This is a genomic window from Gluconacetobacter diazotrophicus PA1 5 (assembly GCF_000021325.1).
In the GTDB taxonomy this organism is placed as follows: Bacteria; Pseudomonadota; Alphaproteobacteria; order Acetobacterales; family Acetobacteraceae; genus Gluconacetobacter; species Gluconacetobacter diazotrophicus.
The window spans coordinates 2,308,240-2,325,332 of sequence record NC_011365.1 but is presented as its reverse complement, the minus strand read 5'-3'; the positions used below and the strand labels follow the sequence as shown (position 1 = coordinate 2,325,332).

Annotated in this window: 16 protein-coding genes; 4 read left to right on the top strand and 12 right to left on the bottom strand. The window is 68.0% G+C overall.

The genetic code is table 11. The features are described from left to right. Positions 1 to 103 precede the first annotated feature (103 nt). Positions 104 to 1,135 carry a YncE family protein gene (locus GDIA_RS10550; protein WP_012554133.1) on the top strand — a complete coding sequence of 344 codons (1,032 nt, stop codon included), beginning with the start codon at positions 104 to 106 and terminating at the stop codon, positions 1,133 to 1,135. Here the strand turns inward: GDIA_RS10550 and GDIA_RS10545 are convergent. The 11 genes from GDIA_RS10545 to hrcA all read right to left on the bottom strand — a co-directional run bounded on the left by GDIA_RS10545 (position 1,093) and on the right by hrcA (position 14,056). After that, positions 1,093 to 2,484 (bottom strand): ATP-binding protein, encoded by a 1,392-nt coding sequence (locus GDIA_RS10545; protein ID WP_012224636.1) that lies wholly within the window; start codon positions 2,482 to 2,484, stop codon positions 1,093 to 1,095. The two genes, GDIA_RS10550 and GDIA_RS10545, sit on opposite strands and share 43 nt — an antisense overlap. A 4-nt stretch (positions 2,485 to 2,488) precedes the next feature. Beyond that, positions 2,489 to 3,259, bottom strand: coding sequence for a response regulator (locus GDIA_RS10540; protein ID WP_041249723.1), 771 nt, complete (start codon positions 3,257 to 3,259; stop codon positions 2,489 to 2,491). Positions 3,260 to 3,398: 139 nt separating this feature from the next. Then, a complete protein-coding gene (locus tag GDIA_RS10535; RefSeq protein ID WP_012554132.1) occupies positions 3,399 to 4,646 on the bottom strand; it encodes a tetratricopeptide repeat protein in 1,248 nt (415 codons plus the stop codon). 4 nt (positions 4,647 to 4,650) lie between these two features. Beyond that, complete coding sequence (locus GDIA_RS10530) at positions 4,651 to 5,085, bottom strand: ExbD/TolR family protein (protein WP_012224632.1); 435 nt, start codon at positions 5,083 to 5,085, stop codon at positions 4,651 to 4,653. Positions 5,086 to 5,179: 94 nt separating this feature from the next. Continuing rightward, positions 5,180 to 5,605 (bottom strand): ExbD/TolR family protein, encoded by a 426-nt coding sequence (locus GDIA_RS10525; protein ID WP_012224631.1) that lies wholly within the window; start codon positions 5,603 to 5,605, stop codon positions 5,180 to 5,182. Between the two features lie 2 nt (positions 5,606 to 5,607). Then, complete coding sequence (locus GDIA_RS10520; RefSeq protein WP_012224630.1) at positions 5,608 to 6,675, bottom strand: MotA/TolQ/ExbB proton channel family protein; 1,068 nt, start codon at positions 6,673 to 6,675, stop codon at positions 5,608 to 5,610. A 91-nt stretch (positions 6,676 to 6,766) separates the two neighbouring features. Continuing rightward, the gene (locus GDIA_RS10515; RefSeq protein ID WP_012224629.1) at positions 6,767 to 7,426 is read right to left on the bottom strand and encodes an energy transducer TonB; all 660 of its coding nucleotides are present in this window, start codon (positions 7,424 to 7,426) and stop codon (positions 6,767 to 6,769) included. 597 nt (positions 7,427 to 8,023) lie between these two features. Beyond that, a protein-coding gene (gene prfB, locus GDIA_RS10510) for a peptide chain release factor 2 (protein WP_144879993.1) occupies positions 8,024 to 9,155 on the bottom strand; the annotation gives its coding sequence in 2 pieces (ribosomal slippage) (positions 8,024 to 9,085 and positions 9,087 to 9,155; 1,131 coding nt in all). A gap of 51 nt (positions 9,156 to 9,206) precedes the next feature. Then, positions 9,207 to 11,921 carry a penicillin-binding protein 1A gene (locus GDIA_RS10505; protein WP_012554131.1) on the bottom strand — a complete coding sequence of 905 codons (2,715 nt, stop codon included), beginning with the start codon at positions 11,919 to 11,921 and terminating at the stop codon, positions 9,207 to 9,209. A gap of 106 nt (positions 11,922 to 12,027) precedes the next feature. After that, the gene (locus tag GDIA_RS10500) at positions 12,028 to 12,915 is read right to left on the bottom strand and encodes an aldo/keto reductase (RefSeq protein WP_012554130.1); all 888 of its coding nucleotides are present in this window, start codon (positions 12,913 to 12,915) and stop codon (positions 12,028 to 12,030) included. A gap of 73 nt (positions 12,916 to 12,988) precedes the next feature. After that, positions 12,989 to 14,056, bottom strand: a complete 1,068-nt coding sequence (gene hrcA / locus GDIA_RS10495; protein WP_012224625.1) for a heat-inducible transcriptional repressor HrcA — start codon at positions 14,054 to 14,056, stop codon at positions 12,989 to 12,991. Between the two features lie 166 nt (positions 14,057 to 14,222). Between hrcA and rph the strand changes: the two genes are divergently transcribed. The 3 genes from rph to GDIA_RS10480 all read left to right on the top strand — a co-directional run bounded on the left by rph (position 14,223) and on the right by GDIA_RS10480 (position 16,496). Then, positions 14,223 to 14,969, top strand: a complete 747-nt coding sequence (gene rph / locus GDIA_RS10490; protein ID WP_012554129.1) for a ribonuclease PH — start codon at positions 14,223 to 14,225, stop codon at positions 14,967 to 14,969. Next, positions 14,966 to 15,583 (top strand): RdgB/HAM1 family non-canonical purine NTP pyrophosphatase, encoded by a 618-nt coding sequence (rdgB, locus tag GDIA_RS10485; protein WP_012224623.1) that lies wholly within the window; start codon positions 14,966 to 14,968, stop codon positions 15,581 to 15,583. Before rph ends, rdgB begins: the two co-directional genes overlap by 4 nt. Positions 15,584 to 15,680: 97 nt before the next feature. After that, entirely contained in the window at positions 15,681 to 16,496 is an 816-nt protein-coding gene (locus GDIA_RS10480; RefSeq protein ID WP_012224622.1) for a helix-turn-helix transcriptional regulator, read from the top strand. A 242-nt stretch (positions 16,497 to 16,738) separates the two neighbouring features. On the opposite strand, the gene GDIA_RS19675 is transcribed toward GDIA_RS10480, so the two are convergent. Beyond that, positions 16,739 to 16,918 carry a hypothetical protein gene (locus GDIA_RS19675; protein ID WP_231854234.1) on the bottom strand — a complete coding sequence of 60 codons (180 nt, stop codon included), beginning with the start codon at positions 16,916 to 16,918 and terminating at the stop codon, positions 16,739 to 16,741. Between the last annotated feature and the right edge of the window lie 175 nt (positions 16,919 to 17,093).

Genomic DNA, 17,093 nt, shown 5'->3' with positions numbered 1-17,093 from the left:
TTGACACGTCATGGGTGCTCTGGCCTTGCATGGGCGCAGGCCCGCCCAGAGGATGCGATCCGTGACGGGCGCTCCATCTTCGATTCCGAGGCACCGACCCAAGATGTTTTTCGTCCCGTTCCGCCACACGCCCCGCATGTCCCGCCGCGCCGGCTGGCTGGCGGCGGCCTGTGCGTCGATGATCGTCTTCTCCGCCGGGGCTGCCCGGGCCGAACGGCTGGCCTTCGTGCTGAATTCCGCCGACGCCACGATCAGCGAATTCGACATCGACACCCATCAGGAAGTGCGCCGGGTCCCGGTCCTGCGCGAACCGCACCACACGGCGCCCACGCCGGACGGCAAATACCTGCTGGTGGGCGATACCTCGGGCAACATGCTGTTCTTCCTGGACGCTGTGACGGGCGCGCGGGTGAAGGAGATCACGCTCTCCGACCCCTACCAGATGCAGTTCAGCCCGGACGGAAAATTCTTCACCATCGCCGGCCTGGCCCGCAACCAGATCGATATCTACGATGCGTCGGATTTCCACCTGCTGCATCGCCTGCATGCCGATGCGATGCCCAGCCACATGAATTACGCGCCCGATTCGTCGGTCGTCTATGTCAGCCTGCAGGACACCGGCAAGCTGATGGCGATCGAGACCGCGACGGGCAACGTGCTGTGGACCACCGATGTCGGGTCCACGCCGGCGGGCGTGCTGTGGCACAACGGCAAGATCCTGGTCGGGGTCATGGGCACCGACTATGTCGCGGTGGTGAACCCGGCCGACGGTCATATCGACCGCAGGATCGAGATGGCGCCCGGGCCGCATAACCTGTTCATCTCGCCCGATCACAAGAACCTGTATGTGACCTGCCGTGCATCGGGGATCATCGAACGGCTGGACTGGGACACGATGAACGTGGTGCAGTCCTATCACGTGGCCGGCGGGCCGGACGACATTGTCTTCGCCCCGGACGGCAAGATGTGGGCCACGCTGCGCTGGCGCCAGCATGTCGCGATCATCGACCCCAACAGCGGCGAGATCGTGGACACCATCCGCACCGGCCGCTCGCCGCACGGGATCTGGCTGAACACCAACGAACCCGCACTTCACCTGTCGATGGCCGACCTGCCGGCGCCGCCCACGCCGTGACCGGTGCGGGGCAACAGGATTTCCGCCCGCAATCCTCCGCCGGTCCGGTTGGACAGCACGAACTGCCCGCCTTCGCGCGCCACCTCGCGGTTGACGATGGCCAGCCCCAGCCCCAGCCCGCCGGTGGCGCGCGAGCGTGAGCCCTCGACCCGGTAGAACGGGGTCAGCACCCGCGTCAGTTCGGCCTCGGGCAGGCCCGGCCCGTCATCGTCGATGCGGATCCGCAACTGCCTGGGTTCCACCGACAGCCTGATCCGCGCCCGGCGGCCGTAATTGACGGCATTGTCGATCAGGTTGCCGAAGACCCGCTTCATCGCCAGCGGCCGCACCCGGGCCTGCCATTGCGGCGGCCCATCATAGCTGACGTCCCGCCCCTGGTCGGCGGCGTCGTCGGCCAGCGTCATCAGGATCGAGGCCAGGTCGACCGGACGGGCGGATTCGGGATCGTTCTCGCCGGACAGATAGGCCAGGACCCCGCCGACCATCGCCTCCATCTCGGCCACGTCGCTCTCGATCGCGCCCTGCACCTCCGGGTCGTCCAGAAAGCCGGCCCGCAGGCGCAGGCGCGCCAGCGGCGTGCGCAGGTCGTGCGACACGGCGGCCAGGGCCTCGGTCCGGTCCGCGATCAACCGCCGGATGCGGTCCTGCATGGCGTTGATCGCCCGCGCCAGGTAGCGCACTTCCCGGGGGCCCTTTTCCTCGACCGGAATCCATTGGCCCGATCCCACGCCGTCCGCCACATCCGCCAGCGCCCGCAGCGGCATGCTGAGCGTATGGACCAGCATCGCCGCCGCCATCAGCACCGCCCCGGCCAGCACCGCGGCCGAGGCGACGCCCCGGGTCGTGTGGTGCGGCTGCAGGATATCGGGGGCGACGAAGCCGATCCGGCTGCCGTCGGGCAGGCGCAGGATGCCGCGAATATCGGCCGTCCCGATCTTGGTCGGCGCCAGGTTCAGCGCCGGGCCGCGCAGAAAATCATGGTTCGCCGCCAGCCGGCCGTGCAGGTCGCGCAGGGCCGGCGGTTCCGCACGCGGCGGCGCGACGGGTTCCGGCGCACTCCAGTCCAGCGTCAGGTCGCCGGTCGACAGCATGGTGGCCAGGATGGGCCGCTGCGACACAGGCGTGGCCAGCAGCACCCGCGCGTCGATCGTCAGCCGTTCGCCGATCTGGTCCAGTTGGGCGTCGTCGACGGTATAGGTCTCGGCTTCCTCGTAGAAGACGGAACTGCCGATGAACACCAGGGCGACGGCGGCCAGCAGCACGACCGTGACCCGCCCCACCAGCCCGCGCGGCCAGAGCGTGATCCGCCGGACACCGGGCGGCGCGTTCTGGGAAGCAGGGCCCGCCATGGGTTCAGGTTCGGTCCACCGGCGCGGTGAAGATGTAACCCAGGCCCCGCACGGTGCGGATCAGGGTTTCCGATTCATTGCCCAGCTTGCGGCGCAGGCGGCTGACCAGCACGTCGACGCTGCGGTCCGACACGTCGCCCAGGCGCGTGCGCGACAGTTCCAGCAGCCGGTCGCGGCCGATCACCCGCTGCGGATTGTCCAGGAAGCTGGCCAGCAGGTCGTGCTCCGCCCCGGAAATCTCGACGATGGTGCCGGACGGATCGGTCAGTTCCCGCCGGCGCAGGTCCAGCGTCCAGCCCGCGAATTTCAGGGTTTCCCGCCGGGGCGCCCCCGCAAGCCCATTGGGCGCGCCGCCCGTCCCGCGCCGCAGCACGGCACGGACCCGGGCCAGCAGTTCCTTCTGGCCGAAGGGTTTGGCGACGTAATCGTCGGCGCCCAGTTCCAGGCCGACGACCCGGTCCAGTTCCTCACCCCGGGCCGATACCATGATGACGGGAATCTGGGGGTCGGGTACGACACCGTCGACCGGCACCCCACCCCGCCGCAGCGACCGGCACAGATCCAGCCCGTTGGTGCCGGGCAGCATCACGTCCAGCACGATCAGATCGGCCGGCGAGGTCGCCAGCGCCGACCACATTTCACGCCCATCCTGCACGCCGCGCACGCGGTAGCCATCGCCCTGCAGCACCCTGACCAGCAGGGTGCGCATGCCGGGATCATCTTCCACAACGAGGATACGGGCAGGCAGGTCGCCGTCGGAAGCGGTCTGGGACATCGTCACGGTTGTATTCATCATCCTGAAGAGAATGGGACAGGAAGAATATCATAACAACAGCAGGGCCGGGCGGAGTATTCCGCCCGGCCCTGCCGATCCGCGTCGTGGGTCTGCCGTCCGGAGCCCTGACGGCGCCCTGTCAGTGATGAGCCGCCGCAGCGGGGGTCAGTTTCAGGATCCACAATTGCGCGATGTCGCGCGCGCCATTGTCGCCGTCCACGGTCTTCAACGTCGCGATCCCGTCGGCGGTACGGCCGGCCGCCACCTGGGCCAGGCCCAGATGCAGCTTGCCGATGTTCGGGTCCAGCGGGCCCTTCGCCAGCCCCTGGCGCATCACCGCCAGTCCCTTGTCCACCTGGCCGAAGGTCACATAGTTGTAGCCTGCGGTCAGCAGGGCGTTCCCGGTCGGGGCGTTGACGGCGGCGGCTTCGTCCGCCGCGATCGTAGCCTTCTTGTCCGCAACCGCCTTCACGACCATGGCCTTCAGCCGGGCTTCGCGCGCGGCGCCCGCGTCCTTGCCCAGGGCGCCGCTGGCATAGCCGGCATTCATCAGGTCCAGCGCCAGTTGCGGCAACCCGGCCTGCATGGCCAGTTCGGTCATGTCCATGTAGTCGGCCGGCGCGGTCAGCACGCCCGCCGCCTGACGGATGCGATAGATGTCGAGTTGCAGCCCCGGCGGAACCTTGGGGTTGACCATCAGCCCATGCAGGATCAGCGCCCAGTATTCCGGCTTGGGATAATAGGACGCCAGCGTGACATAAGTGCGGTTCAGGCCCGACAGGTCCTTGAGCTGCGTCTGACAGGCCGCCAGAAGCTGAAGCTGGGATTCGGTCGGGACCTTGCCGCCCTTCACTTCCGCGTCGATCTGCGCCTGCTGCACCCGGGCGGCGTTCGCATAGTCCCGCTGCAGGTAGTAGGACTGGATCAGCAGCGTTTCCATCGCCGGATTGCTGCCCGCCGCGTGCAGGTACCGCTCGATCCCTGTCACCGCGCGCGGATAGTCCTTGGCGGTGTAGGCCATCGTGGCCTCGGCCATCATCATCTGCAGCTTGGCATCCTTGGGGGTGCGGCTGGAGGCGATCAGCTTGTCATAGGCGGCGGTGGCGGCCGCCACGTCACCCGACTGCGCCGCGACGGCGGCGCGCATCTGCGCGATGGTGTATTCTTCGTAGTCGGTCTTGCCCGGCACCGCCTCGGCGGTGTCGACGGCGCTCATCGCCGCGGCATATTTGTGCGCGGCCAGGGCGGTCTGCGCCTGCTGCAGCGGCTTGCCGACCTTCATGCTCAATGTATCCGCGGCCTGGGCAGACCCGGCGACGGACATCGAAAAGGGAAGTGCAACGATCGCACCGGCGAGAAGGCCGGCGCGGAACAGACTCGATGACATCAGCTCACTGTCCTTCCATGAACTGATCCTGACCTACGATACCCAGCTTGGTCATGCCAAGCCTCTGGGCATCCGCGAGGACATGCGCCACCGTCTTGTAATCGGCCAGGCGATTCGGGTGGATGTGCATTTCCGGCTGGTCGGGCTGCGCCGCCGCCGCGACGAAATGCGCCTGCAACGAGCCCTCGTCGGTGATCGGCTCGCCATTCCACGAAATGCTGTTATCGAAATCGATGGCAACGGTCACGACCTTCGGCACCTCGGTCGAGGGCGGCGGATTGCCCTGCGGCAGGTCCAGCGCGACCGAATGGGTCTGCAGCGGAATGGTGATGATCAGCATGATCAGCAGCACCAGCATGACGTCGATCAGCGGCGTCGTGTTGATATCGACGATGCCTTCGTCTTCGGTGGTGCTTTCAGCGCCGACATTCATGCCCATGGCGGTGTACTCTCTAAATACGCGGGCCAGTGCCCGGATGTGAATCCCCCGGTGTCCCCGGTTCCGGCAGGCCGGAACCGGGTCACGCCGTCCGTCAGTCCGAGTGCGGCTGCTCGGTAATGAAATCCACGTGGTAGATCCCGGCCTCCTGGCAGGTCGCGATCGCCCGTCCCACGGATTCGTACCGCGCCTTGGCGTCGCCGCGGATCTGGATCTGCGGCTGCGGCTTGATGACGGCCACCTTTTCCAGCCTGTCCAGAAGGTCGGCGCGGCTTTTGACCGCGACTTCGTTCCAGTAGATCTGGCCGTTTTCCGTCACCGCCAGGACCACGTTTCCGGGCCTGGTCTGGGTGGGCTGGTTGGCGTCCTTGGGCAGGGTCACCTTGATGGTATGCGTTGCGACCGGGATGGTGATCAGGAAGATGATCAGCAGCACCAGCATGACGTCGACAAGCGGAGTGGTGTTGATGGCGGACACCACCTCGTCTTCATCGCCGCCGCCTCCGACTTGCATCGCCATGTTCAGGCAACCCGGTTGGAGGTCGTCGTGGTGGTCGGCGAGTCATCGGGGCGCACCACGATGTCCGGCGTCACGCCGTGACGGAAGCCACCCAGCAGGATCGACTGCAGGTCGGCGGCGAAGTTGCGGACCTTGTCCATCGCGCCCTTGTTGCGGCGAACCAGCAGGTTGTAGCCCAGCACGGCCGGAACGGCGGTGCCCAGACCGATGGCGGTCATGATCAGCGATTCACCGACCGGGCCGGCAACCTTGTCGATCGACGCCTGGCCGGCGATGCCGATGGCGGTCAGGGCGTGATAGATACCCCAGACGGTGCCGAACAGACCGACGAACGGCGAGGTGGAACCGACGGTGCCCAGGAAGGCCAGGCCGCCCTGCAGGCGCGACTGGATGGTATCGACCGCGCGCTGGATGGACATGGACGTCCAGCTATGCAGGTCGATCGATTCCTGCATCGTGCCCTCATGATGCTCGGCCGCGACGATGCCGGTATCGGCGATGTAGCGGAACGGCGAGGTCGGCTTCAGCGCCGCGGCGCCTTCCTGGATCGAGGACTTCGTCCAGAACACGCTCGAAGCCTCCTTGGCGGCCGAGAACATGCGGGCCTGTTCGAAGAACTTCGTGACCATGATGTACCACGTGCCCAGCGACATGGCGACCATGATCAGCAGAACGCCGCGCGCGATGATGTCGCCGTTCCGCCACAGGGCATCGAGGCCGTACGGGTTGCCGGCGGGCTTGGCCGCGGCGGCGTCTTCGGCCGGCGGGGTCACCGCGGGCGCGGCCGGCGCGGACGCGTCCGGAGCGGGGGTCGCGGCCGGAGCCGAGGCATCCGGGGCGGGAGCGCCGGCGGCCGGGGCAGCCGGAGCCGAAGCGTCGGGCGCGGCCGGAGCGGCGGCAGCCGGCGCACCCGGAGCGGGGGCGGCGGGAGCGGACGCGTCAGGAGCAGGAGCGGCGGCCGGAGCGGCGGACTGTGCATCCTGCGCGACCGCAATGACGGGCGACGAGACGCTCAGAACGGCCGCCAGGGCCGACGCGGCAACGACAGGAACACGGTGCAGTCTGGTCATGTACTCCAAATCCTTTGTGGTAGATGGCCCGTTTTCCGGAACCCCGGAGCCGTCGGGTTCACCCGGCCGGCTCCGGCAACTTCGGTAACCTTCAGTCGTTGCTGAGCCTGAAGGTAATCGTATACGGATGGTGGAATTCCTTGATGGGAACACCATTCTTGACCGCAGGCTGATACCTGGCGCGGCGGACGTAATCCAGCGCGGCCTGGGCGAATTCCTGCCCGCCCTGCACGCTGGTGACGGCACAGTTGGTCGTCTCGCCGGTCGCTTCCACGTCGCACAGCACGGTCACGCGTCCCTCGCGATTTTCCTCGAGCGCCTCCTCGGGATATTCGAGCTTGACGTTGTTCACCGGGCGCGCGCCCGCCAGATGATCCGGAACCGGCGGACCGACCGGCGCGTTTGGCGCGGGCGGCGCCACGCTGGCCGCGGGCGGCATCGGCTTGGGCGGCGGCGTGTGCGTCACCTGGCGGATCACCTGCTGCGGCGGCGGCTGGATCTGGATCTTCGGCGGCGGAATGTACGGCGGCGGCGGCTGCGTCATCACCGGCGGCGGCGGCGGCGGCGGGGGCGGCGGCGGCGGCTTGGGCTCGGTGATAATCTTGGTCTGGATGGGCGGGTGCAACTCCTGGACGATCTTCGCCCCGAGGCCGTTCATCAACGCCCAGATCAGAACCACGTGCAGGAGAACAACGACAGTAATCCCGACGATATGCTTCATCGGACTGCGTTGTTGTTCCGCGTAGTTCATGTCGAAACCTCCTTAACCTCTCGTCCGCGCCGGTTTCGGCACTCAAACCCACGACAAATCAGCACCACTGAGGCAGCTTCGGCTCCCGTCCCGGAAGACCGGGACCATGCATCGCGGCGCGGACCGCTGAGGCATTCAGGACACACGAAAACAGCATCGGAGACCCAACGATCCCCTGCGTTCCGACCTGGCCGGACAGCCATCGAAATGCCGCCAAGCCATTGAATTGGGCTATTGCCCCCCCCTCATGTCAAGCAAGATATTTACTCAATCCGAAACGAGCATTTTGTCATCACTGGCCTAAAAATTGGCCATATTAACCGCCTGTCATAAATGGCCAAAAACCGGCGATTTTTAAGCACGGGCCATCAATTCTGCCATTTTTCGCGCCGTGCCGCCTGTCTGTGCAGGGGCGATACGAAAACGGTGCCGGCCCGACCCACGGGCACCGGGAGCGCAATCTCGTGTAACGTGCGCGGCACCGTCCGGTTCGAATCCGCCCGGGATGCGCGTGCGGACGTGCCATAAAAAAGGCGGGGATGGCTCCGCCATCCCCGCCCCGATCCGGCGCGACCTCGCGGCATTGCTGCGGCACCGTTACTGGGCGGAAGCGCTCGCCTCCGACCGGGTGGCGCCCACCCGGGCGGCCAGGGCCGCGGCCATGAAGTCGTCCAGGTCGCCGTCCAGCACGGCGTCGGGATTGCCGCGCTCGACACTCGTACGCAGGTCCTTGACCAGCTGATAGGGCGCCAGGACGTAGGAACGGATCTGGTGTCCCCAGCCGATATCGGTCTTCGCCGCCTCGGTCTGCGCCGCCGCGGCCTCGCGCCGCTGCAGTTCCTGCTCGTACATCCGCGCCTTCAGCATCGTCATCGCCGTGGCGCGGTTGCGATGCTGCGAACGGTCGGTCTGGCAGGCGACGATGATCCCGGTGGGGATATGAGTGATGCGGATGGCCGATTCCGTCTTGTTGACGTGCTGGCCGCCGGCACCCGAGGCACGGAACGTATCGACCTTCAGGTCGGCTTCGTTGATCTCGATCTCGATCGAATCATCCACCACCGGATAGACCCAGACCGAGGCGAACGAGGTCTGTCGCCGCGCCGCCGCGTCGAAGGGCGAAATGCGCACCAGGCGATGCACTCCGGCCTCGGTCTTCAGCCAGCCATAGGCGTTGGGGCCGGTGACCTGGATCGTCGCCGATTTCAGCCCCGCCTGCTCGCCTTCCGAACTTTCCATCAGCGCGACCTTGTAACCGTGCTGCTCGGCCCAGCGGGTGTACATGCGCAGCAGCATTTCGGCCCAGTCCTGGGCTTCGGTCCCGCCGGCGCCGGCATTGACTTCCAGATAGCAGTCGTTGCTGTCGGCCTCGCCGGACAGCAGGCTTTCGGTCTCGCGGCGCTTGGCCTCCTCGGCCAGGGCGCGCAGCATCTGCACCGCGTCCTTCAGGACAGCGTCATCGCCCTCCATTTCGGCCAGTTCGACCAGGTCCAGCGTGTCGCGGACGTCGGCTTCCAGGCGCTGCACGCCCTCGACCTGCCCGGCCAGCAGGGTGCGCTCGCGCATCAGTTTCTGGGCGGTGTCGGGATCGTTCCACAGATCCGGATCCTCCGCCCGGTTGTTCAGTTCCGCGAGACGGCCAAGTGCGACATCCCAGTCAAAGATGCCTCCTCAGCAGCGCCACCGACTGCTTGATCTGTTCGTTGAGGGAATCGGTCTCGGCAGACATGAAACAGGTCTCCGTCAGGAAAAGGGGGCCCGCCGCAGCGGGCGCACGGCGTCAATACAGGCCGCCCATGCCGATGTCACCCCCGCCGGCAGGCGCCGCGGGGGGTCCGGACGGCCCCGCCTGCGGCGCGGGACCGGTGCCGGAACCCACGCCGGGCGCGCCGCCTTCGGGCGTGCCGACCGAGGGAGAGGCCGCCATGTCGCTTTCGGAGTCGGGCATGGTCTCGGCCCCGGTATCGGCGGCGGTCAGCGCGCCCGTCGCATTGGCGAACAGGTCGGAACTGATACCCGGCACCTGGTCCGGCTTGAACGCGTCCACCGCCATGCCCATGCCGGTGTCGTAGCGTGCCAGCGTGATCCCCTCGGGCACCGGGAAATCCAGCTTCGGCCGGTCGGCCAGCACCGCCTTCATCACCCGGTTCCATATCGGTCCGGCGATGGCGGCACCCGTTTCGGCCTTGCCCAGGGTCGCCGGCGTATCGAAGCCGACCCACACGACCGTCACGATTTCAGGCGAGAAGCCCGCGAACCAGGCATCGTTGAAGTTCTGGCTGGTGCCGGTCTTGCCCACGATGGGACGGTCGATGCCCGCCCCCGCCTGCACGCCGGTGCCGCGCAGGATCACATCGCGCATCATCGTGGTGATCTGGAACGCGCTGGCGGGCGAGACGACCTGCGGCCGGGTATCGATGATCGCGGGCCCGTCGGCCGGCACGGTGGGAAGCGCCGGAAGGGAGGCGGAAGCGGTGGGCGCCTGGGCAGGCGGGGCGGCGGGCGCGGCCTGCAGATCCATGCCCGTGGGCCGCCACAGCACGTGGCCGTCGCGATCCTGCACGTCGTCGATCAGGCTGGGCGTGACCAGACGGCCGCCGGAGGCTATGGTGGCATAGGCCCCGGCCTCGCGCAGCACGGTGGTTTCCACCGCGCCCAGGGCGGCGGGCAGGACATGCGGCATGGCATCGACCAGATGCAGGTTGGCGGCCATGGCCGCCACCGACTTCATGCCGATATGGGCCGCCAGGCGGATCGTCACCAGGTTGCGCGATTCCCGCAGCGCGTCATGCAGCGTGGTGGGGCCCCAGAAATCCTTTTCGTAATTGTTCGGGTGCCAGGTTCCGTAGGACACCGGCGAATCGTCGAATTTCTGCGACGGCGAAATCCCCTGTTCCATCGCCGTCAGGTAGACGAACGGCTTGAAGGACGATCCGGGCTGGCGGAACGCCTGGGTCGCGCGGTTGAACTGCGACTGGGCGAACGACCAGCCGCCGACCATGGCCAGCACGCGGCCGGTGCGCACGTCCATCGTGACCAGCGCACCTTCGACGCGGGGGATCTGCCGCAGCGCGGCGCCGCCGCCCGTGGCCTGGGGTTCGATCATGACCAGGTCGCCCGCGCGCGGCAGGCGCCAGCGCCGCATCCACGCCATGTCACGCGCCAGCAGCCGTCCGGTGTGCGGCACGCCGTGCGAGGCCGGCCCTTCCAGCCATCCGACCTCGCCCGTCGTGGGGGACAGGACCACGCCCAGGCGCCAGGATTCCAGCATGCCGGCGGGCTTCGCCACCGCCGCCAGCGCGGGCTGCCATGCGTCGGGCACGCTCGCGGCGGCCGTAACGCCGTCCAGATGGCCGACCGGCCCGCGCCAGCCGCCATGGTCGTGGTCATAGGCCATCAGCCCGTCACGCACCGCGCCGGTCGCGATCTGCTGCAGATGGGGGTCGAGGCTGGTATGGACCAGCAGGCCGCCCTGCATGGTGGTGTCCAGCCCGTAGCGTTCGATCAGCGCGCGCCGCACGTCCTCGGCGAACCATTCGGACCCGGGGACCGGGCCGGGGCGGACGAAGGCCTGCGGCACCAGCGGCTCGGCCTGCGCCATGCGGGCCTCGTCCTCGGTGATGGCGCCCAGTTCGGCCATGCGCTGCAGCACCCAGTCGCGCCGCCCGCGCGCCGCCTCGGGAAAGCGATAGGGGTTGTAGTTGGTCGGCGATTTGGGCAGCGCGCCGAGGAACGCGGCCTCGGCATTGTCCAGCTGGTCCAGCGGCTTGTTGAAATAGGTCTGCGCGGCGGCGGCGACGCCATAGGCACCCGCGCCCAGATAGATCTCGTTCAGGTAGATTTCGAGGATCCTGTCCTTCGGCAGGGTCTGCTCGATCCGGATTGCCAGCAGGGCCTCCTTGGCCTTGCGTTGCAGCGACACGGCGTTGGTGCCCAGCAGCATGATGCGCGCCACCTGCTGGGTGATCGTCGAGGCGCCCAGCGGCCGATGGCCCTTCTGCATGGTCAGGTCGGTCAGGCCCGCGCGGATGATCGCGAACGGATCGACGCCGCCATGGGTATAGAATTTCTGGTCCTCGGCCGCGATGATGGCGTTCTTCACCCGGTCGGGAATGGCGCTGTAGGGCACGAAGACGCGCCGTTCCGCCGCCAGTTCGGCCATCACGCGGTCGTCGCCGGAATAAAGCCGGCTCATGACCGGGGGCTGGTAGGTCCGCAGGCCGTCCACCGTCGGCAGGTCGGACACCAGTTGTTCGTATTTCGTCCATGCGACCAGGCCGCCGGCGGCCGTCGCCAGTATCAGCAGCGCCATCCCGCCCCCGGCGATGCGACGCACCAGGCGAAAGCGCGGCCGGCGCGGGCCGCCCCCCGGACCGGTCAGGCCGAAGCCGCCGGTACGGCCCGGGGGCGCCCCGCCGTCCGACGGGCCGTTCCCGCCCACGCGCGAGGTGACGAGCATCCGGCCGTCGCGGTCCGATCCGTTAGGAAAAATCATCCGGGGTCCAACAGGCGAGGTCCAAGGGAGCAATGTCCAGCACAAGAGGGTCCATCACGATAGGCGGTGTCCTAGCATTGTCGCGCGCCCGCGTCTCGTCCCGCGCTCAGGAACCCGACAGCCGGTGCCATTCCTCGCGCCCTTCCCTGTCCAGTTGCGCGAACGTGGCGTCGTCCAGCACCAGCCCGGCGGCGGCGGTGTTTTCATCCACATGGTCGGGGCTGCCGGTGCCGGGGATCGGCAGCATGACCGGAGCGCGGCGCAGCAGCCAGGCCAGCGCCACCTGCCCCGGCGTGGCTTGCAGGTCGGCCGCCGTCCGGGCCAGCGCGGTATGGCCCTGCGTCAGCCCGCCCGCCGCCAGCGGCGCCCAGGGAATGAAGCCGATCCCGTGCGCGATGCAGTATTCCAGCACGTCCTCGGACGCGCGGTTCACCAGGTTGTAGCGGTTCTGCACCGTGGCGACCGGGAAGAAGCGCGCCGCGCGTTCGATCATGTCCACCGAGACCTCGGACAGGCCGACATGGCGGATCAGCCCTTCCTGGCGCATCGCGGCGATCACCTCGAACTGCGCCTCGGGCGGGCAGTCGGGCCCCACGCGATGCAACTGCCACAGGTCGATCCGCGCCACGCCCAGGCGGCGCATGCTCATCAGCACACACTGGCGCAGGTAATTGGGGTTGCCGACCGGGCGCCAGATATCGGGACCATGCCGCGTGTGGCCGCCCTTGGTCGCGATCGTCAGCCCATCATAGGGATGCAGCGCGGCGCGGATCAGGTCCTCGCTGACACAAGGGCCGTAGCTGTCGGCGGTGTCGATCAGCGTGACGCCGCACGCCGCCGCGCGCCGCAGGGTGGCCAGGGAACGATCGCGGTCCGGCGGGTCGCCCCAGATGCCGCGCCCGGTGATGCGCATGGCGCCGAAACCCATCCGGGCGACCGGGATGTCACCGCCGATGGAGAAGAGTCCCGCCTGGCGGGCGTCTGGGTGGGACATTCGGGCCTCCTGCATGAAGAAGATTTCTTCTTTCTTCAAAAAAGAACGAAACAATATGGCACTGGCGAGGCAGTCACCCCAGCATCCGGCCGATAACCCGCGCGGTGTAATCCACCACCGGGATAATGCGGCCATAATTGATGCGCGTCGGCCCGATCACGCCGATCGCACCCACGATGCGGTTGCTGTCGGTCCGCGCCGGGGCCACCACCGCCGACATGCCCGACAGGCCGAACACGCCGCTTTCGGCCCCGATGAAGATCCGCACCCCCTCGGATTCCTGCGCCAGGTCCAGCAGGCGCAGCATCGTTTCCTGCGTTTCTAGCCGTTCGAACAGCATCTGGATGGTGGACAGGCGCTCGATCTCCGTCACGTCGGCCAGCAGCCGCGCCTGGCCGCGCACGAACAGCGTGCCGCCGCGATCCAGCTCGCTCCACGTCGCCAGGCCGCTGGCCACCACTTCGGCCGTCAGATGATGCAGTTCATTGCGATTGGCGGCCATGTTGGCGCTGACATGCTCGCGCAGGCCCTCCAGCGTGCGACCGGTCAGGTGGGCATTCAGGTAGTTCCCCGCCTCGACCAGAGCCGAGGGCGGCAGGCCGATCGGGGTTTCGATCACCCGGTTTTCCACCTGCCCGTCCGCCCCCACCAGGATGACCAGCGCGCGGCGCGGCCCTAGGGCCACGAATTCGATATGCTTCACCGCACCGTCGCTCTTGGGCGCCAGGACCAGACCCGCCGCCGAGGACAGGCCCGAGAGCATAGACGAGGCCTCGGACAGCATGTCCTGCAGCGACCGGCCGCGCATTTCCAGCGAGCGGGTGATCGTCTCGCGCTCGTCCTCGGTCAGGCTGCCGAACTGCAGCAGGCCGTCGACGAACAGCCGCACGCCCTTTTCGGTGGGCAGGCGGCCGGCCGAGGCGTGGGGCGAAAACAGCAGTCCGGCCTCGGTCAGGTCCGCCATGACGTTGCGGATCGTGGCCGGGGACAGCGACAGCGGCAGGCGGCGCGAGAGCGTGCGCGAGCCGACCGGTTCGCCGGTTTCCACGTACTGTTCGACGATTTCACGCAGGATCGCCGCGGATCTTGCGTCCAGCCCGGGCGGCAGGGCAGGACGGGGGGACAGCGTGGCGGGGTCCATCGGCCTTGGTTCCTCCCTGTTCGACCGGCCAGGAAACGCCAGCCCGAAAAAACGACCAGCCTAAATCTGGAACCGGAAGCGGGCCATGACAAGCACGGGACTGGAAATCCGTTCCCCGCTCGGGCTATGCCCGGCCCCTCGGCCTGCCGATCGGAGTACCGCCTTCATGACCACCCGCCCCTCGGGCCGCGCACCTGATGCGCTGCGCGCCATTTCCATCGAACCGGGCTTCGCCCACCATGCCGAGGGTTCGGCCCTGATCCGCATGGGCGGGACCGAGGTGCTGTGCGCCGCCACCGTCGAAAGCCGGGTGCCGCCGTTCCTGCGCGGCCAGGGCAAGGGCTGGGTGACGGCCGAATACGGCATGCTGCCCCGCGCCACCCATACCCGTGGCGGCCGCGAGGCCGCGAAGGGCAAGCAGTCGGGCCGCACCCAGGAAATCCAGCGCCTGATCGGCCGCTCGCTGCGTGCCGTCGTCGATCTGGAGGCGCTGGGCGAGATGTCGATCACCGTCGATTGCGACGTGCTGAACGCCGATGGCGGTACCCGCTGCGCGTCGATCACCGGCGCCTGGGTCGCATTGCGCCTGGCGCTGGAAACCCTGGTGCGCAACCGCGTGCTGGCCCGCCTGCCGCTGACGGCGCAGGTCGCCGCCGTATCCTGCGGCCTGACCGGGGCCGGCGCGGTGCTGGACCTGGATTATGACGAGGACAGCGCCGCCGCCGCCGACGCCAACTTCGTGCTGACCGAAACCGGCGGCATCGTCGAAATCCAGGCGACCGCCGAACACGCCCCGTTCGCGCAGGACCAGTTCGACACGCTGCTGCGTCTGGCGCGAACCGGCACCGCGCAGCTTTTCATCGCCCAGCGCCAGGCCGTGGACGCCGCCCTGACCGCGCGGACCGCACCGTGAGCGGGCAGGCGACACGCCGCCTGGCGCGCGGCGACCGGCTGGTCCTGGCCAGCCACAATGCGGGAAAGCTGGTGGAATTTTCCGCCCTGCTGGACGGATACGGCATCACCGTCCTCTCGGCCGGCCAGCTCGGCCTGCCCGAACCCGAGGAAACCGCCGAGACCTTCGTCGGCAATGCGGCCCTGAAGGCCCATGCCGCGGCGCAGGCCAGCGGCCTGCCGGCGCTGGCGGATGATTCCGGCCTGTGCGTCGCGGCCCTGGGCGGCGCGCCCGGGATCTATTCCGCCCGCTGGGCCGGACCGGAGAAGGATTTTCCGGGCGCCATGGCCCGTATCCACGAGGGCATCGGCGACGATCCCGACCGGTCGGCCTGGTTCGTCTCGGTGCTGTGCCTGGCCTGGCCCGACGGCACGATCCGCAGCTTCGAGGGCCGGATCGACGGCCGGATCACCTGGCCGCCGCGGGGCACCCACGGCCACGGCTACGACCCGGTCTTCACCCCCGAGGGCCGCGACCGGACCTTCGCCGAAATGCCCGAGGCCGAGAAAAACACCATCAGCCACCGCGCCCGGGCCTTCGCCCTGTTCCGTGACGCCTGCCTGCCCGGGGACTGAATACGCATCCACCGTACCCCCGGCGGGATCGTCCCGCCGGCACGCGCGACCGCACCCGGTTCGATACGGCACGCCGAGCCTCATTGAAGGACATCCGATGGGCAGCACATCACGCGGTGCAGGCAACCTGCACGACGCACGACGCCGGCAGGTGGTCCTGTCGGATTTCGTCGTCTCGGACAGTCTTTATGCCCCCTCGCTGCGGATCGCCCGGCACGATCACGAACTGGCCAGCCTGTGTCTTGTCCTGAGTGGCGGCTATCAGGAAGTTTTCGGGCAGCGCGCCCGCACGGCGACCCCCGGCATGCTGATCGTTCACCCGCCGGGCGAGCATCACGCCGACCGGCACGCACCATCTCCCACACGGATCCTGACTATCGAAATCGCCGCACACGCGCTCGATCATTACCGGCAGGGAACAGGATTGTTCAGCGACGCCATGGATCGCCATGATCCGGGCATTGTCGGACTGGGCATGCGGCTTGCCCGTGCCATCCGCGACAAGTCCACAAAGGACGCATGCGAAACGGAAAGCATCGTATCCGACATACTGGATCACGCCTGTCTATCGGTTCAGGCCGACGCGCGCGGCGCGAAATGGCTTCTGGCCGTCAGGGATTATCTTCACGCCCATCCGGGCCGCCAGACCTCGATGCGGGAACTCGCCGCCCTGGCGAACGTGCATCCCATTCATCTGGCGCGCGCCTTTCGCACCATATTCGGCTGTAGCATCGGCCGCTACATGCGCCGGCTGCGCGTCGGAGTGGCCTTGTCCCTTCTGCACGACGGCGAGTCCGGCCTGGCGGATGTCGCCGACCTGGCCGGTTTCAGTGACCAGAGCCATATGACCCGTCTGGTCAAGGCGTCGACGGGACAATCGCCCGGTAGATTGCGCGGGGACCGAATGTTCTGACCGTCGCGCACGCGGGCCGGTGGAATGTTTGTCCTGTTCAAGACGCCTGCCCGCGGATCGCGTTATCTGCGCCCCATGATCCGATATTCCCTTCCTGCCGCCATCCTGCTGTCCGTCGCGTTTTCAACGCCGATCGCGATCGCGTCGGACCCGTTGGACACCAGCGACCCCGCCATCGGCATCCTGCGGCAGATGAAGGCCGCGTCGGGCGGCGATCGCTGGGACGGCGTCAGGACACTCGCTTACCGCACGACGACCCGTTCGGGCGGCATGGACGTGCCGGGCAGCCGCGAGGATGATGTCATGACGGGGCGCACCGTGACATTGACATCGGCCTTTCCCACGCCGCGTGGGCTGGGATTCGACGGCGTCACGCCCTGGATCATGCCCCGCAGCGGGATCGCGTACACGCTGGGGGACACAGACGCCATCCTGGATGCCGAAAGCGAGGCCTTCCGCGTCGCACAGGCATGGTGGTACCCTGATCGCCACCCCGCGACGATCGCCCGCACCGGCACCCGATCCGAGAACGGGCATGCATATGACGTCATAACCGCCACGCCCGAGGGTGGGCGGACATTCGATGCCTGGATAGAC

Excerpts from the sequence above, each read along its gene's own strand:
- GDIA_RS10550 (WP_012554133.1), top strand. The coding sequence starts at position 104 with ATGTTTTTCGTCCCGTTCCGCCACACGCCCCGCATGTCCCGCCGCGCC.
- GDIA_RS10545 (WP_012224636.1), bottom strand. The coding sequence starts at position 2,484 with ATGGCGGGCCCTGCTTCCCAGAACGCGCCGCCCGGTGTCCGGCGGATC.
- GDIA_RS10540 (WP_041249723.1), bottom strand. The coding sequence starts at position 3,259 with ATGTCCCAGACCGCTTCCGACGGCGACCTGCCTGCCCGTATCCTCGTT.
- GDIA_RS10535 (WP_012554132.1), bottom strand. The coding sequence starts at position 4,646 with ATGTCATCGAGTCTGTTCCGCGCCGGCCTTCTCGCCGGTGCGATCGTT.
- GDIA_RS10530 (WP_012224632.1), bottom strand. The coding sequence starts at position 5,085 with ATGGGCATGAATGTCGGCGCTGAAAGCACCACCGAAGACGAAGGCATC.
- GDIA_RS10525 (WP_012224631.1), bottom strand. The coding sequence starts at position 5,605 with ATGGCGATGCAAGTCGGAGGCGGCGGCGATGAAGACGAGGTGGTGTCC.
- GDIA_RS10520 (WP_012224630.1), bottom strand. The coding sequence starts at position 6,675 with ATGACCAGACTGCACCGTGTTCCTGTCGTTGCCGCGTCGGCCCTGGCG.
- GDIA_RS10515 (WP_012224629.1), bottom strand. The coding sequence starts at position 7,426 with ATGAACTACGCGGAACAACAACGCAGTCCGATGAAGCATATCGTCGGG.
- GDIA_RS10505 (WP_012554131.1), bottom strand. The coding sequence starts at position 11,921 with ATGATTTTTCCTAACGGATCGGACCGCGACGGCCGGATGCTCGTCACC.
- GDIA_RS10500 (WP_012554130.1), bottom strand. The coding sequence starts at position 12,915 with ATGTCCCACCCAGACGCCCGCCAGGCGGGACTCTTCTCCATCGGCGGT.
- hrcA (WP_012224625.1), bottom strand. The coding sequence starts at position 14,056 with ATGGACCCCGCCACGCTGTCCCCCCGTCCTGCCCTGCCGCCCGGGCTG.
- rph (WP_012554129.1), top strand. The coding sequence starts at position 14,223 with ATGACCACCCGCCCCTCGGGCCGCGCACCTGATGCGCTGCGCGCCATT.
- GDIA_RS10480 (WP_012224622.1), top strand. The coding sequence starts at position 15,681 with ATGGGCAGCACATCACGCGGTGCAGGCAACCTGCACGACGCACGACGC.